The sequence below is a fragment of the Streptomyces axinellae genome (assembly GCF_039532135.1).
Taxonomy (GTDB): Bacteria; Actinomycetota; Actinomycetes; order Streptomycetales; family Streptomycetaceae; genus Streptomyces; species Streptomyces axinellae.
The window spans coordinates 104,734-129,550 of sequence record NZ_BAAARJ010000008.1; the positions used below are offsets into that span (position 1 = coordinate 104,734).

Annotated in this window: 21 protein-coding genes and 3 pseudogenes; 20 read left to right on the top strand and 4 right to left on the bottom strand. The window is 73.2% G+C overall.

Features of this window, described 5'->3' with window-relative positions; genetic code table 11:
* Positions 1 to 224: 224 nt before the first annotated feature.
* The 3 genes and pseudogenes from ABD339_RS13985 to ABD339_RS13995 form a co-directional block, all read left to right on the top strand.
* Positions 225 to 491: pseudogene (locus tag ABD339_RS13985) on the top strand (alpha/beta fold hydrolase); the annotation flags it as partial.
* A 365-nt stretch (positions 492 to 856) separates the two neighbouring features.
* Positions 857 to 1,009, top strand: coding sequence for an alpha/beta fold hydrolase family protein (locus tag ABD339_RS13990; RefSeq protein WP_344565829.1), 153 nt, complete (start codon positions 857 to 859; stop codon positions 1,007 to 1,009).
* Positions 1,006 to 1,569 carry a GNAT family N-acetyltransferase gene (locus ABD339_RS13995; RefSeq protein ID WP_344565831.1) on the top strand — a complete coding sequence of 188 codons (564 nt, stop codon included), beginning with the start codon at positions 1,006 to 1,008 and terminating at the stop codon, positions 1,567 to 1,569. Before ABD339_RS13990 ends, ABD339_RS13995 begins: the two co-directional genes overlap by 4 nt.
* A gap of 359 nt (positions 1,570 to 1,928) precedes the next feature.
* Here the strand turns inward: ABD339_RS13995 and ABD339_RS14000 are convergent, their stop codons facing one another.
* On the bottom strand, positions 1,929 to 2,354 hold the full coding sequence (locus ABD339_RS14000) for a cold-shock protein (protein ID WP_344565833.1): 426 nt from the start codon (positions 2,352 to 2,354) through the stop codon (positions 1,929 to 1,931).
* Positions 2,355 to 2,628: 274 nt separating this feature from the next.
* On the opposite strand from ABD339_RS14000, the pseudogene ABD339_RS14005 reads away from it, so the two are divergent.
* Positions 2,629 to 2,961, top strand: a pseudogene (locus ABD339_RS14005) (acyltransferase family protein); the annotation flags it as partial.
* Positions 2,962 to 3,142: 181 nt separating this feature from the next.
* Here ABD339_RS14005 and ABD339_RS14010 read toward each other — a convergent pair.
* Positions 3,143 to 5,131, bottom strand: a complete 1,989-nt coding sequence (locus ABD339_RS14010; protein WP_344565836.1) for a glycoside hydrolase family 15 protein — start codon at positions 5,129 to 5,131, stop codon at positions 3,143 to 3,145.
* 114 nt (positions 5,132 to 5,245) lie between these two features.
* Positions 5,246 to 5,794 carry a cupin domain-containing protein gene (locus ABD339_RS14015; RefSeq protein ID WP_344565837.1) on the bottom strand — a complete coding sequence of 183 codons (549 nt, stop codon included), beginning with the start codon at positions 5,792 to 5,794 and terminating at the stop codon, positions 5,246 to 5,248.
* Between the two features lie 178 nt (positions 5,795 to 5,972).
* Here ABD339_RS14015 and ABD339_RS14020 point away from each other — a divergent pair.
* The 12 genes and pseudogenes from ABD339_RS14020 to ABD339_RS14075 all read left to right on the top strand — a co-directional run.
* Positions 5,973 to 6,425: pseudogene (locus ABD339_RS14020) on the top strand (RrF2 family transcriptional regulator); the annotation flags it as partial.
* 128 nt (positions 6,426 to 6,553) lie between these two features.
* On the top strand, positions 6,554 to 7,825 hold the full coding sequence (locus tag ABD339_RS14025; RefSeq protein WP_344565838.1) for a DsbA family oxidoreductase: 1,272 nt from the start codon (positions 6,554 to 6,556) through the stop codon (positions 7,823 to 7,825).
* A gap of 639 nt (positions 7,826 to 8,464) precedes the next feature.
* Complete coding sequence (locus tag ABD339_RS14030) at positions 8,465 to 10,099, top strand: ABC transporter substrate-binding protein (protein WP_344565840.1); 1,635 nt, start codon at positions 8,465 to 8,467, stop codon at positions 10,097 to 10,099.
* Positions 10,096 to 11,208 (top strand): ABC transporter permease, encoded by a 1,113-nt coding sequence (locus ABD339_RS14035; RefSeq protein ID WP_344565842.1) that lies wholly within the window; start codon positions 10,096 to 10,098, stop codon positions 11,206 to 11,208. The genes ABD339_RS14030 and ABD339_RS14035 overlap by 4 nt, the downstream gene beginning before the upstream one ends.
* Positions 11,205 to 12,206 (top strand): ABC transporter permease, encoded by a 1,002-nt coding sequence (locus tag ABD339_RS14040; protein ID WP_344565844.1) that lies wholly within the window; start codon positions 11,205 to 11,207, stop codon positions 12,204 to 12,206. Before ABD339_RS14035 ends, ABD339_RS14040 begins: the two co-directional genes overlap by 4 nt.
* Positions 12,190 to 13,269 (top strand): ABC transporter ATP-binding protein, encoded by a 1,080-nt coding sequence (locus tag ABD339_RS14045; protein ID WP_344565846.1) that lies wholly within the window; start codon positions 12,190 to 12,192, stop codon positions 13,267 to 13,269. Before ABD339_RS14040 ends, ABD339_RS14045 begins: the two co-directional genes overlap by 17 nt.
* Entirely contained in the window at positions 13,266 to 14,558 is a 1,293-nt protein-coding gene (locus ABD339_RS14050) for an oligopeptide/dipeptide ABC transporter ATP-binding protein (protein ID WP_344565848.1), read from the top strand. The genes ABD339_RS14045 and ABD339_RS14050 overlap by 4 nt, the downstream gene beginning before the upstream one ends.
* Positions 14,555 to 15,796, top strand: a complete 1,242-nt coding sequence (locus tag ABD339_RS14055) for an acyl-CoA dehydrogenase family protein (protein WP_344565850.1) — start codon at positions 14,555 to 14,557, stop codon at positions 15,794 to 15,796. Before ABD339_RS14050 ends, ABD339_RS14055 begins: the two co-directional genes overlap by 4 nt.
* Before the next feature lie 129 nt (positions 15,797 to 15,925).
* Positions 15,926 to 17,098 (top strand): LLM class flavin-dependent oxidoreductase, encoded by a 1,173-nt coding sequence (locus ABD339_RS14060; protein WP_344565852.1) that lies wholly within the window; start codon positions 15,926 to 15,928, stop codon positions 17,096 to 17,098.
* Positions 17,095 to 18,075 carry an alpha/beta hydrolase gene (locus ABD339_RS14065; RefSeq protein ID WP_344565856.1) on the top strand — a complete coding sequence of 327 codons (981 nt, stop codon included), beginning with the start codon at positions 17,095 to 17,097 and terminating at the stop codon, positions 18,073 to 18,075. Before ABD339_RS14060 ends, ABD339_RS14065 begins: the two co-directional genes overlap by 4 nt.
* Entirely contained in the window at positions 18,072 to 18,722 is a 651-nt protein-coding gene (locus ABD339_RS14070; RefSeq protein ID WP_344565858.1) for a flavin reductase family protein, read from the top strand. Before ABD339_RS14065 ends, ABD339_RS14070 begins: the two co-directional genes overlap by 4 nt.
* A 129-nt stretch (positions 18,723 to 18,851) precedes the next feature.
* Positions 18,852 to 19,586, top strand: coding sequence for an SDR family oxidoreductase (locus tag ABD339_RS14075; RefSeq protein WP_344565860.1), 735 nt, complete (start codon positions 18,852 to 18,854; stop codon positions 19,584 to 19,586).
* 114 nt (positions 19,587 to 19,700) lie between these two features.
* Here ABD339_RS14075 and ABD339_RS14080 read toward each other — a convergent pair whose 3' ends face one another.
* Complete coding sequence (locus tag ABD339_RS14080; RefSeq protein WP_344565861.1) at positions 19,701 to 20,270, bottom strand: nitroreductase/quinone reductase family protein; 570 nt, start codon at positions 20,268 to 20,270, stop codon at positions 19,701 to 19,703.
* A gap of 88 nt (positions 20,271 to 20,358) precedes the next feature.
* Between ABD339_RS14080 and ABD339_RS14085 the strand changes: the two genes are divergently transcribed.
* The 4 genes from ABD339_RS14085 (at position 20,359) to ABD339_RS14100 (ending at position 24,814) form a co-directional block, all read left to right on the top strand.
* The gene (locus tag ABD339_RS14085; RefSeq protein WP_344565863.1) at positions 20,359 to 21,042 is read left to right on the top strand and encodes a TetR/AcrR family transcriptional regulator; all 684 of its coding nucleotides are present in this window, start codon (positions 20,359 to 20,361) and stop codon (positions 21,040 to 21,042) included.
* Positions 21,043 to 21,145: 103 nt separating this feature from the next.
* On the top strand, positions 21,146 to 21,859 hold the full coding sequence (locus tag ABD339_RS14090) for a GntR family transcriptional regulator (protein WP_344565864.1): 714 nt from the start codon (positions 21,146 to 21,148) through the stop codon (positions 21,857 to 21,859).
* A gap of 217 nt (positions 21,860 to 22,076) precedes the next feature.
* Complete coding sequence (gene solA, locus ABD339_RS14095) at positions 22,077 to 23,243, top strand: N-methyl-L-tryptophan oxidase (RefSeq protein WP_344565866.1); 1,167 nt, start codon at positions 22,077 to 22,079, stop codon at positions 23,241 to 23,243.
* A gap of 128 nt (positions 23,244 to 23,371) precedes the next feature.
* Positions 23,372 to 24,814: a sodium:solute symporter family protein gene (locus ABD339_RS14100; RefSeq protein WP_344565868.1), complete on the top strand. Its 1,443-nt coding sequence runs from the start codon at positions 23,372 to 23,374 to the stop codon at positions 24,812 to 24,814.
* The last annotated feature ends 3 nt before the right edge of the window (positions 24,815 to 24,817 follow it).

Sequence of the window (24,817 nt, forward strand, 5' to 3'; positions counted from 1 at the left end):
GTGCGAACGCCGGACGCCCGAAGGCGACCTGTTCCGGCCCGCCTCGTACACCTGGCCCGTACCTGTTGGGATGCGGACCATGAGCGAGTTGCTGCCTTCCGCCTTCCGCCTTCCGCCGCCGCACCGTGGACGCCGACGGAGTGCGCATCAACGTGCGCGTCGCGGGCGAGGGGCCGCCCGTGCTGCTGCACGGATATCCGCAGACCCACCTGATCTGGCACCACGTGGCCCCGCTGCTGGTCGGCACCCACACCGTCGTCCTCGCCGACCTGCGCGGCTACGGCGACAGCGACAAGCCGCCCTCGGACGCCGAGCACGCCCCCTATGCCAAGCGCGCCATGGCGCTCGACCAACTGCGCGTCCTGCGCGAGCTGGGCTTCCCGCCCTTCGCCGTCGCGGGCCACGACCGGGGCGGCCGGGTGGCGCACCGGCTGGCCCTCGACCACCCGGCGGCCGTCTCGGCGCCGGCGGTGCTGGACATCGTGCCCACCCGCCACACCTTCCAGCACGCCGATGCCGACTTCGGCCGGGCCTACTACCACTGGTTCTTCCTCGCCGCGGGCGGCGGCATCCCCGAGCGCCTCATCGGCCAGGACCCCGAGTTCTGGATCCGCGGCCTCGTCGAAGGGGGTGCCGCCCGGCACCACGGCGGACCCCCTTCGACGAGGCCGCGCTGGCGGAGTACGTCCGCTGCTTCTCCGACCCGGCGGCCATCCACGCCTCCTGCGAGGACTACCGCTCCTGCGAGGACTACCGCGCCGCCGCCTCCCTCGACCTCACCCACGACGACGAGGACGCCGCCGCCGGCCGCCGCGTCACCGCGCCGCTGCTCGCGCTCTGGGGCCGCCACAGCTTCGTGGGGCGGCACGACGATGTCCTCGCCACGTGGCGGGAGTACGCCGATGACGTCCGGGGACAGCCGCTGCCCTGCGACCACTACCTTCCCGAGGAGGCGCCGGAGGAGACCGCCGGCCGCCTGCTGGCCTTCTTCCAGGAGCAGACCTCATGACGCGCCTGTGGACCACCCGCCCCGAGGTCCGCGGCTCCGCCGCCGACGCCGCGGCGATCCGCGAGATCAACCTGGCGGCCTTCCCGACCTCCGGGGAAGCGGACATCGTCGAGGCGCTGCGGGCCGACCCGGCGGCATGGCTGGACGGGCTGTCGCTGCTGGCCGAGACCCCGGACGGGACGCCCGCCGGGTACGCGCTGCTCTCCCGCTGCCACATCGACGGGCACCGCGCGCTGGCACTCGCCCCCTGTGCCGTGCTGCCCGCCCACCAGCGCACGGGCGCCGGTTCGGCCGCCGTCCGGGCCGCCCTGCGAGCGGCCGGAGAGCAGGGGGAGAACCTGGTGCTGGTACTCGGACACCCCGGCTACTACCCGAGGTTCGGCTTTGTCCCCGCCTCCCGCTTCGGCATCACCGCGCCCTTCGAGGTGCCTGACGAGGCGATGATGGCCCTCACCCTGGACGATTCGGCGGGCCCGGTGCCCACGGGCGTCATCCAGTACCCGCCCGCGTTCGGCATCGAGAGCCCGCCGCGCGGCGAGGCCGGGTCAACGAGCCCGTAGCCGCGGCCCGTTCGCATCGCGGCCGGGCCCTGGTGACCTCTGACTCAGAGCACTAGTGCCCCTTCCGGCAAGCTGTGCCCTGTCGCACCGCCCGGCACGCACTCCCCCGATCTACGAGCAGGGGGCGCCCCCAGCGGCGTTGGCCACAAGCCCTGGCAGCTCCTTCTCCAAGCTCTCGACTCCTCCCCCGGCCTTCGGCCGGGAGGTGCCCTCAGAGCAGGGGAGACCCCAATCCAGGACTTCCGGCCGCCTTGCGATCGCACGCTGCCCCACGCTCGGCTCCGCTCGCGCGGGCGGTGCCCCCACGACGACACTCCTTGACGGGCAAACATCGCCGGTCACGGCACCAGGGGTGTCCGTCAGTCCTCGGCCCAGCCGTGGTTCTTGCCGAACTGCACCAGATGGCGCCGGATTTCGAGGATCTGCTGGCCGGTCAGCGTGGGCGCGGCGGCGAGCAGCAGTTCGGTGACGGACCTCGTGTACTCGGCGACGCTCAGCACGTCGCACATCGGATCCTCGCCGTCCTCGGACCTCGGGCCCGGGGCGTGCCCCGCCGAGGGGTGATGGAGCGGGGGCTCGGCGCCGGGCGGCAGCCGCACGGAGGACGCCTTCAGGCCCCGGTCCCCGTCCTCGATCTCGAACTCGACGGCCACGCCGGAGTGAACATAGGACTCCGGGATCAGCAGGTCGTTCGCGTGGAGAAAGACATCCTCTCCGCCGTGGTCCGGCGCGATGAACCCGTAACCCCGCGCGCCGTCGAAACGGACAACCCGACCAGCGACCATGAAGCACCCCCACCGACGTTCTCGGGCCCCTTGCCCGAACAGCTGATCAGGATCCTAGCGCCCCCGGTCAGCCCTCCCCACAGCGCCCGGGGGATGCGCGCACGAGGCCACGGACACACGCAGGCGTCACCGGGTGGTACCTGAGAGGGAGGCGGCGGGTGCGCTCCCCGGGGGACGCCGGCGACCGGGCCCGGTCCATAGCTTCGAGGTCATGACAAGCCAGGAAAGTGGCCACGAAGCACACACCGTGCCCGGACGGAAGGACACCGCACCCGTGCGGGAACGCATCCGGCTGATCGACGACGCCACTCCCGCCGACCGGGACCGGGCCGTTGACGCGTTGCGCGCTGTGGCCATCTTCGGCGTGGTCCTCGGCCACTGGCTGGTCACCGCGCTGGTCGCCGACGGCGGCACGCTGCACGGCGCCGGCCCGCTCCAGCGCCTGGCCCAACTGGCGCCCGCCTCCTGGATCTTCCAGACCCTCGCCATCTTCTTCCTGGTCGGCGGGCAGATGGGAGACCGCCGCGGGCCTGCTCGCCGGGCATGCTCTGCCCGGGCTGCACACCGCGCCCACCGGAGCCGGCTGGGTGCTCGCGCGGCCGGCCTGGCTGCCGGTGTTCGCTCTCGTACTGCTCGGCTGCTGGGCCGTCTTCCGCACCTTCGAGCGGGGGCGTCCGGCGCGGACCGGGCGGATCGTGCGCGGCGGCTGTCTCGCGCGCACGGAGTCCATGCGGCATGTCCAGCGGTCTGACGGCCTCTCATATGACGTGCGGTGACCGGCGCCGTGCTCAACTGCCCAGTGCGCGATCGAGGTTGATGGCGGCGCTGATCAGCGCCAGGTGGGTGAACGCCTGCGGGAAGTTGCCCAGGTGCTCGCCGGTGAGAGCGATCTGTTCCGCGTACTGGCCCACGTGGTTGGCGTAGGTGAACATCTTCTCCAGCGCCAGCCGGGCCTGTTCGACCTGCCCGGTACGGGTGAGCGCCTCGACCCACCAGAAGGAGCAGATGGAGAAGGTGCCCTCGGCGCCCCACAGCCCGTCCGGGGACAGTTCGGGGTCGTAGCGGAACACCAGGGTGTCGGCGACCAGGCTGCGCTGGATGGCCGTCAGCGTCGAGTGGAACCGCGGATCGGCGGGCGAGATGAACTTCACCATCGGCATCAGCAGCAGGGCCGCGTCCACGACCCTGGCCGAGGGCCGGCCCTTCCCCTCTTCGCCTTCTTCCTCGCTGAGGCGCTGGACGAAGGTCTGGGCCTCGGTGTCCCAGCCGCGGTCCATGATCTGGTGGTAGATCCGGTCGCGCTCCCGCGTCCAGCGCTCCAGGTCGCTGGGCAGGCCCCGCTGGTGGGCCATGCGGATCATGCGCTCCACGGCGACCCAGCACATCAGCCGGGAGTAGGTGTGGTGCTGCCGTCCGGCGCGCGTCTCCCAAATGCTGGTGTCGGGGCTGTCCCAGTGCTCCAGGAGCCAGTCCAGGATCTCGCACAGATCGGTCCACGCCTGGTGTGAGATGCCCGCGCCGTACTTGTTGAACAGGTAGATGGAGTCGATGAGTTCGCCGTAGATGTCCAGCTGGAGCTGCCCGGCCGCCGCGTTGCCCGCGCGTACGGGGGAGGAGCCCCGGTAGCCCTCCCAGTGGTCGAGGACGTGCTCGGACAGCTCGGCCGCGTGCCCGTCGATGGAGTACATCACCCGCAGCGGGCCCCGTTCGCCGCACGAGACGTCCCGCAGGCACCGGGTGAGCCACTCGACGAACGCCTGGGCCTCCTGGGTGAAGCCCAGGCTGAGCAGCGCGTAGAGCGAGAAGGCCGCGTCCCGGATCCAGACGTAGCGGTAGTCCCAGTTGCGTGCGCCGCCGATCCGCTCGGGCAGTCCCAGGGTGGGGGCCGCGATGATCGCGCCGCTGGGCTCGTGGGTGAGGAGCTTGAGGGTCAGCGCCGAGCGCTGCACCGTCTCGCGCCAGCGCCCCCGGTAGGTCGAGCCGCTGAGCCACTTGCGCCAGAACCGCACCGTCGCCTGGAAGAGGGCCTCCGCCTCCTCGGGCCCCACCGGTTGCTCCGGCGGGCTGGGCGTCGCGGGGTCGATGACCTCCAGCACGAACAGCGCCGCCTGCCCCTCGGCCAGTTCGAACTCGCCCACCGCGTCCGGGCCTTCGGGCCGCAGCCCGGGGCCCGCGTGCAGATGGAGGGTGAGGGAGTCCCCGATGAAGCACAGCCCGTCGGGCATCCGCTCCAGGCGGTGGGAGTCCCGCCCGTAGTTCATCCGGGGCGCGACGCGCGTACGCATCCGCATCCGGCCCCGCACGCTCACCACGCGGCGCACCAGGCGCTGCCGGTGGTCCGGGTCGCGCTCGGCGAGGACGGGCATGAAGTCCTGGACCTCGATCATGCCTTCCACGGTCAGCATGCGGGTGATGAGGATGTTGGTGTCCGGGAAGTAGAACTGCTGCACCGAGGTGACCTCGCACAGCGGCGCGATCCGCCAGCAGCCGCCCTTGTCGGCGTCGAGCAGCCCGCCGAAGACACTGGGGGAGTCGAAGCGCGGCGCGCAGAACCAGTCGATGCGCCCGTCACTGCCCACCAGGGCCGCGGTGCGCAGGTCGCCGATGAGGCCGTGTTCGGCGATGGGCAGGTAGCCGGGGTCCGGGTCGTCGGCACCGCAGGCGTTCTGCCTGCCCGCCCGCGCCGCCGGTCCCACCGTGCCGGCGCGGACTTCCTCGCCGGCCCGTTCGCCGCCGCGCCCGCCTGGAGGAGAGTCGCCTGGAGGAGAGTGGCCCATTCCTCCTCGGTACCACGCGCCTCATGGGCGGGCCATTCGGACGAGGCCGGACGGGGAGCGCGGCCGGGTACGCCTCATGTGGGCGACCGCCGCCCGGCGCGCTGAGCGCCGCACTCAGCGGCAGGTGTCCGGGCCGTCTTCTTCCTGGCCCTCCTGCCCCAGCACGTACAGCTCCGGAAGGTTGACGACGATGGCTTCCTGGGTGCTGCGGGCGATCACCACGACGGCCTCGTCCTCCGGGCTGGGGTTCTCCTCGCGGTGGGGCACATAGGGCGGAACGAAGATGTAGTCGCCCGGCGCTGTGCGGATGCGGACCTCTTCCGGCGTGCCCGAGGAGTCGTCGAGGAAGACGAACTCGGGGTGGCCCTTGACCACATGGATCGCCGTCTCCGACTCCCCGTGGTGGTGGTCGGCCGAGGCGGTGTCGGGCGCGACGTGGGTCTGGCCCATCCAGATCCGCTCCGAGCCGGTGGTGCCGCCGCTGATCGCGGCGAGCCGCCGCATGCCGCCCGTCTGCGCTGTCCCGTCGTCGAGGTCACCGGCCCGGACGTGGTGCAGGCGCGCGCGCAGCGGGCTGGCGGCCGCCGCCTCGGGCGGACCGTCCGGCAGGTGGGGGTGGAAGGCGTCGTGTCCGGCGGCGGACGGCTGGGAGGGCGAGGTCATGGCGGTGCTGCCTCATCGTGACGGAGGGGCGGGGGAGGGTGGGGCGGGGTGCGCTCGGCGCCGACCGTAGAGAGCACCGGGAAAGGATGTCAAGATGTGTCCATTGCCGCCGGGCCGACTCCGGGGCCGGTCACCGGGCGGCTCCGACCGAACCTGATCCCCCTGGAAGACGGTGCGCATGCAGATCTCGGCGAAGGCGGATTACGCGGTGCGGTCGCTGGTGGAACTCGCCGCCGACAGTGCCAGACCCCTCACGTGTGAGTCCATCGCGTCCGCGCAGGACATCCCGTTCCGCTTTCTCAAATCGGTCTTCCGCGACCTGCGCCGGGAGGGCCTTGTGCGCAGCCAGCGCGGCTGTGAGGGCGGCTACTGGATCGCCCGCGACCCGGCCGCCATCACCGTCGCCGAGGTGCTGGCCGCCGTTGACGGCGACCTGTTCACGGTGCACGGCGAACGCCCCGCCGAGCTGCGCCACCCGGGCGCCGCGCAGGGTGTCGCCGACCTGTGGCGCCGGCTGGCCGCCGGCGCCGAAGCCCGCCTCCGGGCCACGACCATCGCGGACTTGGCCGCGGGCGCGGTCCCCGCCCGCGGGGAAGCGGTGGGCGCGGCCGCTGCCGATGAGGAGGCCGCAGGCCCGGACGTCGCTGACAGCGAGGCCGTACGCGCGGGCCCCGCGCGTACGCCGGCCGCGCCGGGGGCGGAGCCGCGCGGTGTCGGGCCGCGCGGTGGGCCCCAGGTGCACGAGCAGGCCGCCCCGGTATGACGGCCGGAGAGGACGCGCACGGCGGGGATTCGGGGAGCGGCGCGGATCCGGGGCGCGGCGGGGGCCCGGGCCACGGTCCGCGCGGGGCCGTCCCCGCCTCGCTCGCGGGCGACCCGATCACGGCTGCGGGCGGGGAGGGCGCCGGTACTCGTCCGGAATCGGCGGGCGCGGCCGGGCGATCCCCCAGCCGGTCCGTCACCGGGCACGGCACCGAGGCGGTCACCGGCTCCGCCGCCGCGTCGGACACCAGGACGGCCACCGGCCCCCGTGCCCAGTCGGTCACCGGACGGATCGCCGAACCGGTCACCGGGCCCGCCCTCCGGCCCACCCGCGGTCAGTGGGCTGAAGTCCCGCTCCGGGTAACCGAATTCACGGATGCGGCATGCCCGTGGGCGTGGGGCGCCGAGCCCGCGTTCCGGCTGTTGCGGCAGACCCTCGGCGCGAGTGCCTCATGGCGGCGGGTCTTCGGGATCCTCTTCGACGAGGACGACGATCCGGCCCCGGACCCCGATGCGGAGGCCCGCTGGTACGACGGGTTCATCCGGGAGGTGGCCGCCCACACCGGGGCGCCCCGCGCCCGGCGGCTGCACTGGCTGGCCCGCACCAGTTGGCCCGCCTCGCGCGCGGTGCGGGCCGCCGCCGCGCAGGGAGAGGAGGTCGCCTCGCGTGTGCTGCGGCGGCTGCGCGAGACGACGTTCGTGCTGGGTGCGCCCGCCGATACGCCGGAGGGCGTGCGGGAGGCGGTCCGCGGCGTGCCGGGGCTCGATGTCGCCCGGCTGGTACGGGAGATGGCGGGGCCCGCCGCGGATGCCGCCGTGCGCGCCGACCACGCCGAGGCCCGCAGGCCCCACCCGCAGGTGTGGGGCCTCACGGAGCCGGGCCCGCACCCGGGAGGGGCGAAGGAGTTGGCGGACGGACGCCGGTACGCGCTGCCGACCCTGCTCTTCGAGGGGCCCGGCGGCACGGTGTGCGTTCCGGGCCACCGCCCGCTCGGCGCCTACCTGGCGGCGGCGGGTGCCGCCGCGCGCGTGCCGGTGCCGGATCCGGTGCGGCTGCCGTCCGCCGTCGCCCTGGAGCGCTGGCGCACCCTGACGGGGCCCGAACTCGCTGTGCTCACTTCCGGCGGCCAACCATCGCCGGACGCCGTGCGGTTGGCGACCGGCAACGGCCCGCTGTGGCTCCACCCGGACGAGGCGCGCACGCACCCCGCGACCAGGAAGCGCTCAGCCGCAGGAGAAAGTGCAGGTCACGCGGGTCTCAGTCAATGAGACACCTGTAGGTGTCCATTGACAGGGCCGTGGCGCGCCGTGAGGATACTGGGCATGCATTCGACGCACCCCGGCGTGGTCTGTCGCTACGTGGACTTCCGGCACACCTCCAGCGCGCTCTGTCGCTGATCCCGAGTCCCACCCGGCGCCGCCACTGACGCCCCGACATGTCCGGCGCACCTGACGCCCTCCCGGTCGCCGCGCCGGACCGGGCCCCGCCGGCCCGCGCCGGCTCCGCATCGTCGTCGCGTACGCCGTCTTCGCTTGCGCCGGCTCCGCGTACGGGGGCGTCCGTCTCCGGCCGCCGCTCACTGCGCGGGGGCCGGAGAATCCCTCCTCGCGCACCCGAGCGGGTGACCGTACGCCGGGGCCCCGTCAAGTGGACTGGTGCCTCGGTGTGTTGACGCAACGGTGCGGTGCGCGGCGGCCCGTACGCCAGGCCCCCGCGCTCCCACTCCGCGTCGGCATCCCCCGTGTCATTGGCGCCCCCGCCGTCAGGCCGGGTGGGCTGCCCGCCTTCCCCTCTTCCACCCCCGTGACCTCTCCCCGCTCGTGACCGCAGCGTTCTCGTGGAACCGCCCCTGGGCAGCCGCCCCGGGCCCTCCGCGATGCGCCGGCGCATCCGAAAGGCCCCGCCCCATGGCCGAGAAAGACGGCACCCCTCCGAGTCGCCCGCGCCCCGCGCATGCGCCCTCATCTCCAGCTGCACCACGGCCCTCACCCCCGCCCTCACCTCCACCGGCAACCCCGCCGCGACAGTGGCGGCGCCGCTCGCTCCTCGGCGTCTCGGCCGGGGCGGGCGCGGCCCTCGCCCTGTCGGGGTGCGGTGGCCGGGCCACCACAGCGGGGGCCGGGGAGACCTCGACGCTGAAGTGGGGATGGGACCTGCCGACCTCCTGGGACCCGGTCACCTCCTCGGCGGGCTGGGACGTGCACGGTCTCTCCCTCGTCTACGCCGGGCTGACCAAGCTCGACCAGAAGGGCAACGCCGTTCCCGCGCTGGCCAGTTCGTGGTCCTACAGCCAGGGCGGCGAGGTCGTGCGGTTCCGGCTGCGGCCGGGGCTGCGCTTCAGCGACGGCTCGCGGCTGGATGCCGAGGCCGTGGCCGTGAGCCTCAAGCGGGGGCGCGATCACCCCAAGTCGCTCGTGGCGGCCCAGTTGGTGGGGGTGGAGTCGATCGACGCGCCGGACCCCCGCACCGTCGAACTGCGCCTCACCGAGCCGGACTACCAGATCCCGGCACTGCTGGCGGGCAAGACCGGCATGATCGTGAATCCCGCGGCCCTCAAGAAGGACCCCGCGGCCCTGGCCACCCGGCCGGCCGGGGCCGGGCCCTACACCCTCACCTCGTACGTCCAGAATTCCCGGGCGATTCTGCGCGGCAATCCGCGCTACTGGGACGACCGGAACATCAAGGTCCGCGACTTCGAGCTGTATCCGCTGCCGGAGGGCTCCACCGTGGTGGCCGCGCTGACCTCGGGGCAGTACAACGTCGCCCAGATCCCGGGCAGTCAGGTCAAGGCGGCGCGGGCAGCCGGGCTCCAGGTGCAGGTCATCCCGTCCATGGTGGTCGCCGTCCTCGACGTGCACACCGGACGCGCGCCGTTCGACGACCCCGATGTGGCGCTCGCGCTGAAGTACGCCGTCGATCGTGAACAACTGCTCAGAACAGCCCTGTTCGGCCACGGCGAGGTGACCCGCCAGCCCTTTCCCCAGGGGTACGCGGGCCATGACCCCACGCTCGACCGGCTCTTCCCCTACGACCCCGCCAAGGCCCGTCGGCTGCTGGCCAAGGCCGGGCACGCCAAGGGGCTGGAGATCACCCTCACCGCACAGCAGGCCGAGGGCGTACCCGAACTGCTCCAGGCGCAGCTCGCGCGCGTCGGCATCGAGGTGAAGATCGAGACCATTCCCGTGGCGCAGGCCACCCAGATCGTCTACGTCCAGCGCGCCAAGGCCCTCTACGTCGATCAGTTCGCCGGCCGCGAGTCCGCCACCCAGGCGTGCCAGGTCCTCTTCGGCAAGGAGGGGCTGATGAACCCGGGACGGCAGGTCTCGCCGGAGCTGGAGAAGGCGCTGGACGCCGTGCGCCGCACTCCGCTCGATGCGCCGCGCTATCCGAAGGTGCTGCGCGAGGCTGCCGGAGTCGCCGTGCGCGAGATGCCCAACGTCTTCCTCTACACCATTCCGCGCATCCTCGCCCGCAACGCGCAGGTCTCCGAGATCCCCGCCTACCCCGTCGTCCAGCGCTTCGAGGGGGTCACCGTCTCATGAGCGCCACCACCGCGGCACGGCCACTGGCCAGGGTGCTGGCCACCACCGCCACCGTGCTGCTCCTCGCCTCCGTGCTGACCTTCGCGCTCGGCGCGCTCTCGGGGGCCAACCCGGCAGCCGCCGTGCTGGGAGACCTCGCCACACCGGCCGACATCGCCCGCATGGAGGCGCAGTTCGGGCTCGACAAGCCGCTGCCCGAGCAGTTCCTGCACTGGCTCGGCGGCGCCGTCACCGGAGATCTGGGCACCTCCTGGTTCACCGGCGTGCCGGTCTCCGACAGCATCGCCGAAGCCCTCCCCGTGGACCTGTCGATCGCCGGACTCGCACTGCTGCTGGCCGTAGGCATCGGCGGGGGCGCCGGGATCGCCGCCGCGCTGCACAGCGGCGGCCGGCTCGACCGCGCCGTCACCCTGGTCTGCTCCGTGCTCTCCACACTGCCGCCGTTCCTCATCGGCATCGTGCTCATCATCATCTTCGCCGTGCAGTTCGGCGCCCTGCCGACCGGCGGCTACCAGCCGCTGGAGAGCGGGCCCGGACAGTGGCTGCGGTACGCGATCCTGCCCGCCTTCGCGCTCAGCCTGGACGCCGCGGCCTCGCTCGCCCGGCAACTGCGCACCTCCCTGGTGGGAGCGCTGCGCGAGAACTATGTGACCGGCGCCGAAATCCGCGGATTCTCCGCCCGGCGCGTGCTGTTCGGACATGTGCTGCGCAACGCCGCGGGGCCCGCGCTGACCGTGCTGGGCATGAGCGTCCCCCTCGTCCTCGGCGGCGCCGTCGTCACCGAGAAGATCTTCAACCTCCCCGGCATGGCCCAGCTCTCCCTCCAGGCCGCAGAGCAGCACGATGTGCCGGTGGTCCAGGGCACGTTGCTGGTCACCGTCGCGGTGGTCGTCGCCGCCAACCTCGCCGTCAACGCCGCGCTCACCGCGCTCAACCCGGCGGCGGTCCGCCCTTCCGGACGGGCCGGAGGCGCACCCCGCCTCGGACGCCGCGCACGCCTCGGACACCTCGTACGGCCCGGCGTTCCCGTACGGCCCGGCGGTCGTCCGGTAGCCGAACGTGCCACGGCTGCCCGCACCGGAACCCCGGGCGAAAGGAGCACCTCATGAGGACGCTGCGCCGCGCGCTGCGACTGCCCTCCGCGCGGGCGGCGCTCGCCGTGCTCGCACTCGTCGCGCTGCTCGCCCTCGCGGGCCGGGCCCTGGCCCCGCACGATCCGCTGGCCCAGCACCCCGGGCAGATGCTGCGCGGGCCCAGCCCCGGCAACCCGCTGGGCACCGACTACCTGGGGCGGGATGTGCTCAGCCGGCTGGTGGCGGGTACCGGACTGTCCGTGGCGGGGGCCCTGGAGGCCGTCGGCGCCGCGTTGCTGCTGGGAGTGCTGCCCGCGCTCGCCTCGGTCTGGCTCGGCAAGGCCGTCGAGTGGAGCGTGCAGCGCGTCGCCGACACGCTGATGGTCATGCCGTTCACGGTGTTCGCCATCGCCGTCGTCGCGGCGCTCGGCAATGGCATGCACCAGGCGATGCTCGCCCTCGGCGTGCTGTTCGCGCCCCTCTACTTCCGCGTCACCCGTGCCGCGGCACTCGGTCTGCGGCAGGCGCAGTACGTGGAGGCCGCCGAGCTGATGGGTGCCTCGCGGTGGTGGATCCTGCGGGTCCACATCTGGGGGAAGATCCTGCCCACCGTGGCCGTGACCACCGCACAGGCGATCGGCCAGGCGCTGCTGGTGGTCTCCTCGCTGACCTTCCTCGGCCTCGGCGTCCAGCCGCCGCAGCCGACTTGGGGCGGCATGCTCGCCTCCGACCTGGGCTACCTCGCCCAGCAGCCGTGGGCGCCGCTCTTTCCGGGGCTGGCCATCATGCTCACCGTCGGCGCCCTCAACCTGCTGGCCGACGCGATCAGGGACAGCGGACACGCCGGTGCCGGGAGCGGAGGCGGGGGCGCAGGCGTGGGCGGGAGTCCCGCCCCGGCCACCGCCGCTGCCCCGGCCGCCGCCACTTCCGCCGCCTCCGAGTCCGCCCCGGACACCGCCCCCGTCTCCGCCGGAACGCCCGCTTCCGGCGCACCCCGTACCGAGGAGGCCGACTCCCATGTCACGACTCGCTGAACCGACCGGCGCCCCGCCCGTGCTGACTGTCGAGGGGCTCGACGTCACCATCGAGGCGGCCCACCGCGCCGCGCGTGCCGTCCGCCAGGTGGACCTCACCCTGCACCGCGGCGAGGCCGTCGGCCTGGTGGGGGAGTCCGGCAGTGGCAAGAGCCTCACCTGCCGCTCCGTCCTGGGCGTGCTGCCGGACGGCATCGCGGTGACCGGCGGGCGCATCGGCCTCGCCGATCCGGACGGCGCCGGGACGACCGAGCTGACCGGGCTGGACCGCGCGCGGTGGAACACCGTACGAGGACGTCGGGTGGCGGCCGTCTTCCAGGACCCCGCCTCCTACCTCAACCCCTCGCTCACCGTGGGCCGTCAGCTCTGCGAACAACTCCGCGTCGGACGGGGACTCTCCCGCCCCGCCGCGCGCGAACGGGCGGTCGAACTGTTCGGCGCCGTCGGACTGCACCGACCGGACGAGCTGTACGACCGCTACCCCCACGAGCTGTCCGGCGGCATGCTGCAACGCGTCCTCATCGCCGTCGCCGTCTCCTGCGAGCCCGAACTGCTCATCGCGGACGAGGCGACGACCGCGCTCGATGTCGTCGTCCAGGCAGAGATCCTGGAACTGCTCCAGTCCCTGCGCACCGCGTACGGTCTCACGCTGGTGCTGGTCACCCACGATCTCGCCGTCGTGGCCGAGAGCTGTGAGCGGGTCGTGGTGATGTACGCGGGGGAGATCGTCGAGGACGGCCCCACCGAGGCGGTCCTCGCCGCACCCGCGCACCCCTACACCGAGGCCCTGCTGCGGGTCGCCTCACTGGGTGCCTGGGGGCGCCGCGAGTTGGAGGTCATCGAAGGGCAGCCGCCCGAGGCGGGGGCCGAACTGCCCGGGTGCCGCTTCGCCGACCGCTGCCCGTACGCCGGACCCCGGTGCGCCGAGGCCCCGGTGCAGCTGCGCACTCGTCAGGACGGACGCCGCTCCCGCTGCCTGCTCACTCCGGGCGCGGACGAGCCTCTCGCCGCCGCCCCCGCGCCCGCCGTCCGCACCGCCCGCACGGAAGGAGCGCGGCCATGACGGCAGGGCTCGCCGCGACCGCAGTCACCTCCGCAGCCGGATACGGGCTCACCCCCGCGTCCGTACGCCCATCCGCCGGCACGGGCGCGGCGGGGGACGTCCTGCTCGGCATCGCGGGGCTCGACGTCTCCTACGCCCGCCGCTCCGGCGGGCGTTCCGGACCAGGGCCCGGCGGGGACCAGCGGGTGCTCGCCGGAGTGGGCCTGACCGTACGGGCCGGGGAGATCGTCGGGATCATCGGCGAGACCGGCTCGGGCAAGACCACCTTGGCCCGCGCCGCCGTCGGCCTGGTGCGCCCGGACGCCGGACAGATCACCTGCGCGGGGCACGACCTGACGCGGCTGCGCCCCCGGCGGCTGCGGGAGTTCCGCCGCTCGGGCCGGGTGCAGTACATGTTCCAGGACCCGCTGCGCTCCCAGGACCCGGAGCTGACGGTACGTCGGATCGTTGCCGAACCCCTCGCGGCGGCCGGGATGCCGGATCGCCGGGTGCGGGACGAACGGGCCGACGCGGCACTCGCGTTGGCGGGCCTCGACCCGAAGCTGCTCGGCGACCGGATGCCCGCGCAGATCTCCGGCGGACAGCGGCAGCGCGTCTCGCTGGCCCGCGCGCTGGTCACCCGCCCCGCACTGCTGATCACCGATGAGCCGGTCAGCGCGCTCGACGCCTCCAACCGCAACCTGGTGCTGCGCCTCCTCGACCGGCTGCGCACAGAGCTGGGCCTCGCCGTCGTCGTCATCTCCCACGACCTCAGCTCGCTGGCCGGAATCGCGGACCGGGTGGCCGTCCTCTACCGGGGCCGACTGGTCGAACAGGGGGCCGTCAGCCAGGTCCTGGAGCGGCCCGCCCACCCCTACACCGCCTTGTTGACCGCCTCGGCGCCGCGCGTGCGCGACAGCGGGGAGCCGGCCGGACCGCGCCCGGCCGACCTGCGCCCGCCCCGGGATCGCGAACCCTGGCCCGAGGACCAGGGGTGCGTCTTCGCGCCGCGCTGCCGCTTCGCCGACGCCACGTGCCGCACGGAGCCCGCGTTGCTGCCGGTACCCGGGGCAGCGCCCGGCGCCGCGCCCGGCAGCGGCAGCGCCGAGACGGCGGTGCCGCGCGATGTCGCGTGCCACCACGCGGGGGAGTGGCGGCAGACGCTCGCCCCCGGCCCTGCCCCCGATACCGCCGCGGCACCCGGCACCGGCACCGGCACCGGGGCGGACACCGGCACAGACACAGGCACCGGCACAGACACCGGGGCAGGCCCCGACACGAACACCGACGACCGGCCGGAGACCTCATGACCCCGACCACGGGCCACACCCGCACCGCTCCCAACAGCCCGGCAGCGGACGCCGGTTGGGCACTGCCGTCGCTGGACCTGGCGCGCCTCCCCGACGTCCGCGCGGCGCTCGCCGAGCGGGCCGCCGAGCACGACCGTGACGCGAGCTTCCCGACCGAGGGCTTCGCCCTGGCACACGAGGCCGGGCTGTTGACCGCCACCGTCGGTACCCGATGGGGCGGGCCCGGCGCCGGGCTCGCGGACACCGCGCGCATCCTGCGCGAACTGGGCGCCGGAGACCCCGCCGTCGCCCTCGTCACCGCGATGACGCTGTTCGCCCACGCCGAGGAGGCTCGCGGTCCCCGCTGGCCCGCCGCCTCCTATGCCCGGCTGCTGGCCGCGTCCGGGCCCGCGCCCGCGCTGGTCAACGCGCTGCGCGTCGAGCCCGAACTCGGCAGCCCGGTGCGCGGCGGGCTGCCCGCCACCACTGCCCGCCGCCACGGCGGACACTGGACGCTGACCGGACGCAAGATCTACTCCACCGGCGCCGTCGGGCTGAGCCGTCTGCTGGTGTTCGCGCGCACCGACGAAGACCCCGTGCGCGTGGGCACGTTCATCGTCCACGCGGACAGCGCCGGGCTGCGCGTCGAGGAGACCTGGGACCACGTCGGGCTCCGCGCCAGCCGCAGCGACGACGTGGTACTCGACGGGGTCCGCGTCGCGGCGGACGAGGTCATCGGCCTCGACGTACCAGGGGAGACCCCCGGTGCGCGGCCGGATCCGACGACCGGCGCCTGGAACGCGCTCGGCCTGACCGCCCTCTATCTGGGCGTCGCCTCCGCCGCCCGGGACTGGCTGACCCGATTCCTGCACGAGCGCGTCCCCACCGCGCTCGGCGCCCCGCTGGCGACCCTGCCGCGCTTCCAGGCCGCCGTCGGGGAGATCGAGACCCGGCTGACCGGCGCCCAGGTCCTCGTGGAGGCTCTCGCGGCCCGCATCGACGCGGGCGGCGCCGCGGCCGAGGAGGCCGCCGCGCAGGCCGGCACCGCCAAGGTCCTGGGCACCCGGGCCGCCGTCTCGGCCGTGGAGCAGGCCCTCGCGCTCACCGGCAACCACGGGCTGACCCGCGCCAATCCGCTGCAACGCCACTACCGCGACGTGCTCTGCGCCCGCGTCCACACCCCGCAGGACGACACGGTCCTCGCGGACACCGGCCGCCGCGTCCTCGACCGCGCCGTACTGGGGGCGGCATCCGCCTGATCCGCCCCACCCACCGTGCCGGCCAGCCACCAGACCGCCCCACCCACCCGTCAACAACCGCTCACCGCCCGTCAGTTCAGGCCGAGGCCGGACAGTCGGCAGACAGCCAACAGAGAGAGGCACGCACTGATGACCCCGCCCGACATCGAGTTCATCGGCATGATCGGCACCCAGGACTCCTCGGAGACCCGCCCCGCCCGAGGGCCGCTGATCGACCCCGCCTACACCGTCCGCTTCGCCCGCGCGCACGAGGACGCCGGCTTCGACCGGATCCTCATCGGATACAGCTCGGGCCGCCCCGACGGCACCCAGGTCGCCGCCCACGTGGCCGCCCGCACCGAACGGCTCGGGCTGCTCATCGCCCACCGTCCCGGCTTCATCGCCCCCACCCTGGCCGCGCGGACCTTCGCCACCCTCGACCAGTTCACCGAGGGCCGCGTCGCCGTCCACACCATCAGCGGTGGCAACGACACCGAACAGCGCCGCGACGGCGACTACCTGAGCAAGGACGAGCGCTACGAGCGCACCGGCGAATACCTGGGCATCCTGCGCCGCGCCTGGAGCGGCACCGAGCCCTTCAGCCACTCCGGCACGCACTACCGCTTCGAGGACTACGCCCCCGCCGTGCTGCCCCACCAGGAGAGCGGGATACCGCTGTACTTCGGCGGCTCCTCCGAGGCCGCCTACCGGGTGGGCGGCGCGCACGCCGACGTCTTCGCGCTGTGGGGCGAGCCGCTGGCCGAGACCGCCGAACAGATCGCCGCCGTACGGGCAGCCGCCGAGGCGGCCGGACGCGCGGCACCCCCGCGTATCAGCGTCTCCTTCCGGCCCATCCTCGGTCCGACGCAGGAGGCCGCGTGGGAGCGGGCGCACCGCATCCTGGAGACCATCGAGTCCGGTGCCGGGCGCCCCTTTTTCGACCAGGCACGCCACCACCGGCCCGGGACCTTCGCGGACGGCCCGCAGAACGCCGGGTCCCAGCGCCTGCTGGCCGCCGCCGCCCGTAAGGACCTGCACGACCGTGCCCTGTGGACCCCCACGGCGACCGCCAGCGGTGCGGGCGGCAACACCACCGCGCTGGTGGGCACCCCGGAGACCGTCGCCCGCGCCCTGCTCGACTACGTCGATATCGGCGTCACCACCTTGCTGATCCGTGGCTACGACCCGCTGGACGACGCCATCGACTACGGCAGGCACCTGCTGCCGCTGGTACGGCAGGAACTCGCCCACCGGGCCTCGGCCTCCGCCTCCGCCCCTGCCCCGACATCCGCCGCGCCCCTCACCGCGGGGAGCACCCGATGACCGGGACCGCACACGTGACCGCGTCCAGGGCCGCGCCCGTACCCGCGCCCGCGGCCGGGCAGGATGCGACCGCCTGGCATCCGCCACCCGCCGTCGCCCCGCGCGGCACGCTGCTCGTGCTGCCCGGCCGGGGCGAACACCCCGGCGTCTACGAGCGCTTCGGGCGACGGCTGGCCGCCGACGGATATGTGGTGCACGCGCTGGAACTACCGCCCGACGCGGGGACCGCAGAGGTGCGGGCCGCCATCCGGTCGGCGGCCGGTGACGAACCGGCCGCGCCGCTGGTCCTCGTCGGGGCCGATACGGGCGCCCTCCAGGCCCTGCACACGGCGGAATCCCTGTCCCCGGCGGCACCAGGACCGCCCCTCGCGGGTGTGGTCGCCGCCGCACCGGCCCCGGTGGACACCTCGGTTCCGGCCGCTGCGCCCGCAAGCGGCCCGGACACCGAGGCCGGTGGGACCGGCGGGGCCGAGGCACCCCGGAAAGGCGGAGCCGACACCGCCTGGGAGAGCGAACTCGACGCCCGCACCGTGTGCCCCGTCCACCGGGCCCGGCTGACGGCCGACGCCTCCTTCGAACGGGGCGCCCTCTCCGGTCCCGTCCCCGACCGGCTGCGCGGCAGGGCCTACACCGCGCTGCCCGTTCTGGTGCTGCACGGCGCGGCCGATCCGGTCACCCCCCTCGCCCAGGCCCGCGACCTGGCCGCACGACTCCCGCTGGCCACACTGGGCGTACTGCGCGAGGGACGGCACGACGTCCTCAACGACGCCTCGCACCGCAGCGCGGCGGCGGCCCTCGTGCTGTGGCTCGAACGCCTGCGGGGCGGGCCGTTGTCGCCTCCGGTGCTGACCCTCGAAGCAGCGCCGGCCGAGTCCACGGGGCCGGCCGACACGGCCGCCCCTCCGACCAGCCCGATCAGCCCGGCCGGGCCTGCCGCACCGACCGGTCCGGGCGGACCACGAGAGGGGATCGCATGAGCGTCTACACCCATCCCACGGCGGCCCACCCCTCGGAGGCCCACCCCATGGCGCGGCACACCGCGGAAGCGCAACGGTCCGCCGCCCCTGACAGCGACCGAGCCGAGGGCCTCGCGGGTGACCGCACGGACGGCCCGGTGGCCGAACCCACCGCCCCCTCCGCCGGCCCGGCGGCGACGCTGCGCCGCGCCCTGCGGCAGCACGCGGCCGGGGTCACCGTCATCACCGTCCCCGGTCCGGCCGGTTTCACGGCGACCTCCTTCACGTCCGTATCGCTCGAACCGGCCCTGGTCTCTTTCTACTTGGGCCTCACCGCCTCCACCGTGCGGGCCGTACGCGCGGCCGAGCGCTTCGCCGTCCACGTGCTGGGCCCGGGGAACGAGTCGGTGGCGGAAGGGTTCGCGCGCAGCGGCGTGGACCGCTTCGCTGACGTGCCGTGGACGCCGGGCCCCGGCGGACTGCCGGTCCTCGACGCCGCTCCGCTGTGGCTCACCGCGCGCACCACGCTGCTGCGCGAGATCGGCGACCATCTGCTCGTCGTCGGCGAGGTGGAGGACAGTGGCGGGGAGGGCGGCCCGACCGGGCTGGTCCACCACCAGGGCGCCTTCTGCGAGGCCGCTCCGCTGGGTCACGTACGGGGAGAGTGACGAGGCGGCGGCCACACCCGGCGGCACCGGTCGCCCAGGGCCCGGTCTTCCCGCCCCCTGTGCGGGGAGGCCGGGTTCGCCTAGCGTAGGGCCGCTCCGCCCGCTCACGCCCGAGGACTCGAAACGGACATGACCGCAGACCCCAGCAGGCCGCCGCTGGCCGTCGTCACCGGCGCGAGCGCGGGCATCGGCGCCGCCGTCGCGCGCGCCCTCTCCGAGGCGGGGCACCCGCTGCTGCTCCTGGCCCGGCGTGCGGCGGAGATGACGGCGCTCGGCCTGCCGGACACGCTGTGCCGCTCCGTCGATGTCAGCGACGCCGAGGCCGTCACCGCCGCCGTCCGGCAGGCCGAGGGGCGTTACGGGCCGACGGACCTGATCGTCAACAACGCGGGCCAGATGTTCCTCGGGTTCCTGGCCGACCAGCCGACCGAGCAGTGGCAGCGGATGTTCGACGTCAACGTCCACGGGCTCCTCAACGGCGTGCGCGCCGTGCTGCCCGGCATGATCGAGCGCCGCCACGGCACCATCGTCAACGTCAGCTCCGTGGCGGGCCGTAACGTCTACCCCAACCACACCGTCTACAGCGGCACCAAGTTCGCCGTTCAGGGCATGTCCGAGAGTCTCCGTGCCGAGGTCTCGGGGCAGGGCGTACGCGTGATCGTCATCGCCCCCGGCTCCGTGGAGACCGACATCCTCGCGCAGACCACCCACGAGGGTGTCAAAGCGGGCTACCAGGCGTTCAAGGACTCCATCGAACTCCTCGTCCCCGAGGACGTGGCCGCCGCCGTCCTCTTCGCCTACCAGCAGCCGCAGCGCGTCACGGTGCGCGAGGTCATCCTCGCCTCGACCGAGCAGTTGGGCTGAGGGCTTTCGCGACTCCCGGCCGAATGGGGCGGGTTCGCCCCCGGTGGTGAGCAGCGCTTCAGCCGGCCTGGGGAAACGGACGGCCGAGTCGGGGCAGTGGCCGGACGGAAAAGGTCATTTCCCGGGGAGGGGGGAGGTGGCGGTCCGTGGGTGGACACGTTCCAGCACGACGACGGGGATCTGCCTGCCCGCGGCTGCCTCGAACTCGGCGAACTTCGGGACGAGCGCTATCTCTTTCGCCCAGAGCCGCTCCCGCTCCGCGCCTTCCGCGAGTCGGGCCACGACCGGCACTCTCTCCGTCCCCGCCTCCACTGTGACCTGCGGATTCGCCATCAGGTTGTGGTACCAGACCGGATGGCGCGGACTGCCGCCGTGCGTTCCGAAGACAGCCCAGTTCTCGCCGACCGGCTGGTAGAACAGCGGGTTGATCCGCTCGCGGCCGCTCTTGGCTCCGATGTGGTGCACCAGGATCAGCGGCATGCCCCGTTCGTCGAACCCGGGAATCCGGGGCGGAACAGGGCGCCCCGCGGCGAAATCTTCTTCGCTGCTCCAGGACACGTATCCGGCGTTCGCCCGGAACTCGGCGATGATCTCGTCGTTCCAGCTGCCGGCGGCAGGAGCATCGGCGTCGTTTGTGGCGATCGTGGTCGTGGTCCTGGTCGGGATCGTGCTCGGGTCGGACATGCCATCCCCTCCGTTATCCGGAGCGCGTGCTCCAGAAAAGTAGCACAAGAGGAGCGCGTGCTCCGTGTAAGGAGGTAGGCTCGGAGGCATGGCAGCGCAGGAACCGGAAGACACCGCCCGACGCCGCGCTCCGCGCGTGGATGCGATCCGCAACCGGGAAGCGATCGTCGAAGCGGCCTCAGCGGTGCTGGCCGAGCAGGGCACGGCGGTGGACGTACGCGAGATCGCCCGCCGCAGTGGGGTGGGCATGGGCACCCTCTACCGCCACTTCCCGAAGAAGGAAGATCTGGTCCACACGGTCCTGCGCAAGGACTTCTCGGAATGGGCGGAGTCCGCGCGTCAGGCGGCAGTCGATGCCGAGGACCCCTGGGCGGCGCTGACCGCCTTCTACGAGCAGGCCCTGACCGGCTACGCACGCCATCGCGCGATCATGGAGAACTTCTCGCTGACCTGGACGGTTCCCGATCTGGAGGGCCTCCAGCAGCTTCGCCGCGTCATCGAGCGACTGTGTGCCGGAGCCGCGGGCCTGCTGCGCCCCGGCGTGACCGTCGACGACCTCCTGCTCCTCCTGGTCTCGCTGGGCCATGCCGTCCAGATCACCGACGACTGCCGCCCGCAGATGTGGAACAGGCTGCTGCGCATCTCCCTCGACGGCCTGCGTGCCGAACACCACGAACCGCTCCCCGCCGACACCGCACCGGGCACCCGACCGCCGGGCCCGGACCGGGAAGTCCGGCCGAGCGGGCCTTCCCACCCCGCGGCGGGCTCCTGATCCGGAGAGGATCCTCCAGGCCGGCACCCGGCGATCCGCTCCGGCGGAACACCGCGCTGCACGGGTATTGACCGGTCAATTGAGCGACTACTACGTTCAATCCATGACAGCGCCGCTGTACCTCCGGATCCGGAACGAGTTCGAGGGCCGTATCCGCTCCGGAGAACTGCCGCCCGGCTCCCGGTTGCCCACCGAGGCCGAGTTGCAGGAGCGGTACGGGGTCGGCCGCGCCACCGCGCAGCGGGTCCTGCACGAGCTGGCACAGGCCGGTCTCGTCGAACGGCACCGGCGACGAGGCACGTTCGTGGCGGACAGCGTGCGCCAGGAGAACCTGCTCAGATTCGTCAATCCACAGCTGTCCGGACCGGAGATCCCGGGACGGCACGAGGTGTACAGCGCCTCGGTCGTCCGCGCCGCCGAGGTCACACCCCCGGTGCCGGGCCTCCCCGAGGACACTCCCGTCATCCACCTGGTGCGCCGCAAATTCGACGTGACGGAAACCCCTGTCGCGCTCGAATACGCCACGGTGCCCTTCGCGCTCGCCCCTCATCTCCTCGAAGAGGACCTGGCGCACCTCACCATGATCCCCTATTTCCGCGGGCACGGCGTGCCGCTCGCCACCTCGCGGATGTACCTCGACCCCATCCTCCTCGACGAGCCGACCGGTGAACTGCTCGCCTGCGAGCCCGGAACCCCGCTGCTGCGACAGCGCAGACTCACCTGGCTGGAGAACGGCGAACTGGCCGAATCGGCGGCGTATCTGATGCGTCCCGGGCTGATGGAGTTCTACATCGAGCAGTCCGTACGCGCCGACTGAGTACGCGTGAACAGCGCGCTCATACGGGCCGCGCGCGAATACGGGCCGCAAGCGGAGAAGCGCCGCGCGCAGACGGCCCGCGCGCGTACATGGACCGAACAACCACGCGCGTACATGGACCGAACAACCAACGGACCTCAGCCGTCCCGGCATTCATGTCAGACGTGTGACCTCACGAGCGCCGGGTGAGGCCGCGCCCTTTTCCGAAGGAGCATTCATGACGGCTTCACCGCCCCGTGTCGCGATCGTCGGCACCGGCGTCATCGGCGCCATGGCCGCGTGGCAACTCGCCGCGCGCGGCGCGGAAGTCCTCGCTTTCGACCGCTACGGAAGAGGCCACGACCGTGGCGCCTCAGCCGGTGAATCCCGCATTTTCCGAACCGTCTACAAGGAAGGCGGCTCCTATGTGCCGCTGCTGCGCCGGGCCGGTGAACTCTGGCGGGAACTGGAGAGAGCCGCCGGCCGGGCACTGCTGACCATGTGCGGCGGGCTGACCATCGGGGCGCCGGACGAGCCCGACCTGCGCGCGGTGCGCCGCTGCGCGGAGGAAGCCGGGCTCCCGCACCAGATTCTCGACCGCACCGGCGCGGCCGAGCGCTTTCCACAGCACCGGCTGGACCCCGGCGAAATCGCCTTCCTCGATCCGAATGCCGGGGTGCTGCGACCCGAGCCCTCCGTCCAGGGCGCGCTCGCCGTGGCGGAAGCCGCGGGCGCGAGAATCCTCTCCTACACCGGGGTCGAGGATCTCGAAGAGACCTCGGCGGGCTGGCGGTTGCGGGCCGGCGGGCAGACCCACGCGGTCGATCACCTCGTGCTCACCCCCGGCCCGTGGGCCGCGACGCTGGGCCCGCTGGCCGCGATCCCGGTGGAGGCCCGGCTGATCACCGCGTGCTGGTTCGCCGCGCGCGAGGTGGCCGCGCACCGGCCCGACCGGCTGCCGATCGCGATCCGGCGCCACCCCGAGGCGGGCTTCTCCTGCTTCCCCGCCCTCGACGGGGTCGCCGTGAAGATCGTGCCCCACCATCTCGGCTGGCCCGTCATCGACAGCCCGGCCGACCTCCCGCGCAGCGCCACCCCCGAATTCGCCCAGGCCGCCTCGGCGGCGGTCGCGCGACTCCTCCCCGGGCTGATACCGCAGCCTGTGCGCATCGGCACCTACGCCGAGGGGTTCACCCCCGACGAACACGCCGCCGTCGGCCCGGTGCCCGGCGCCGCGAACGCCACCGTCCTCACCGGATTCTCCGGACACGGCTTCAAACTCGCCCCCGTATTCGGGGAAATCGCGGCCGATCTGGTGCTGCGCGGAAAGACGGAGCACGACATCGCTGCGCTGGACCCCCGTCGCCTCTCGCGGAACTCTCAGCGGTCCACGCGGAGTTCATAGCGCTTCCCGCGCGGAATTCATCGTGGTTCCCGCGGGGCGCACAACAGCACAAGTCCCACATCCTCCAACACGCGCGCGGCAACCCGCGACCGCGCGTGCTGGTCCCGTCATGCCCACGGAGGCAGGCCATGCCCAGAAACCCGACCGGCCAGATCATCGCCATTGTCATCGCGAGCCTGCTGATCATCGCATTGGGCGCACTGCTGTCGATGTACTTCGGCAAGCGTGCGAAGAGTTCCGAGGACTGGCTCGCCGCCCCCGAATCGCTGCCGCTCGGCGTCGTCGTCATCACGCAGTTCGCCACCGCTGTCGGCGGCGGAGTGCTGATCGCCCATGTGGGCATCGCCTATGCGGCGGGCTGGTCCGTCTTCGCCTACGAGGGCTGCGTCCTGCTGGGCTTTCTCGGACTCGCACTGATCGCCCGCTGGCTGCGCGAGCAGAAGTTCACCACCGTTCCGGACATCGTCAGCAGACTCTTCGGCACCAGCAAAGCGGTCACCGGTGTGGCGGGACTCGCGGCGCTCATCGTGCCGTTCGGCTGGCTCGCCACCCAATTCGTCGCCTTCGCCAAGCTCTTCGGCGAACTCACCGGAATCCACGCCGACATCCTCATTCTGACGATCATGGTGGGCTCGCTGATATTCGTCCTGCCCGGCGGACTCACCTCGGTGGTGTGGACCGACTTCGTCTTCGGCATCTTCAAGATAGCCATGTCCCTCTTCGTGGCCGGCTACGCGATTCACCTGGCGGGCGGCTGGGGCGGCCTCACCGGCAAGGTGCCCGACCACCTGTGGCGGCCCAGCGGCATCACCGCCGCCGGGGGAGAGCAGATCTGGCTGTGGGTGGCGGCCATCGTCCCCGGCACCCTCACCAACCAGCTCTACTTCCAGCGGGTCTTCGCCACGAAGAAGGTCTCCGACGCCCGCCGCGGCCTCGTCCTCTCCGGGCTGACGATCCTCGTCGGCGGCCTGTACGCGGGCTGCATCGGACTCGCCGTCCGCGCGATGAAGCCCGGACTCGGCAACCCCGAGGACGCGGCCGGCTGGCTGATCACCCGCCTCCCGGCCACCTTGCTCGTCGTCTACGGCGCGTTCCTCGTCGCCACCATCGTCTCCACGACCGGCGCCGCCTTGCAGTCCGTCGTCGCGAACATCATCCGCGACCTGCACCAGAACGTGTTCGGCCGCACCCGCGGGGACCGCGAAACCGTGTCGCTCTCCCGCGTGTTCACCGTCGTGGTGGCCCTTCTCGCCGCCGCGCTCGCCATCCTCTTCCCGAGCGCGCTGGACTGGCTCGTCGCCAGCTACGCCTACTCGGCCGCCACCCTGGCGGCCCCGATCTTCGTCGGCTACCTGCTCCGCGAGCGCTGCACACTGCGGCCCGCCGCCGCACTCGGCAGCATGATCGCCGGTATCGCGGGCTGCGCCCTCGCCCAGCTCGCCGATACCACCGTCCCCTACGCGGTCTACGGCATCGCCGCCTCCGTCGCGGCGCTGCTGATCCTGCTCCTGCCCGGCCTCCGCACCAAACCCGAGACCGCCGCCAACAGCCTGTCCACCGTGGAAAAGTGAGGA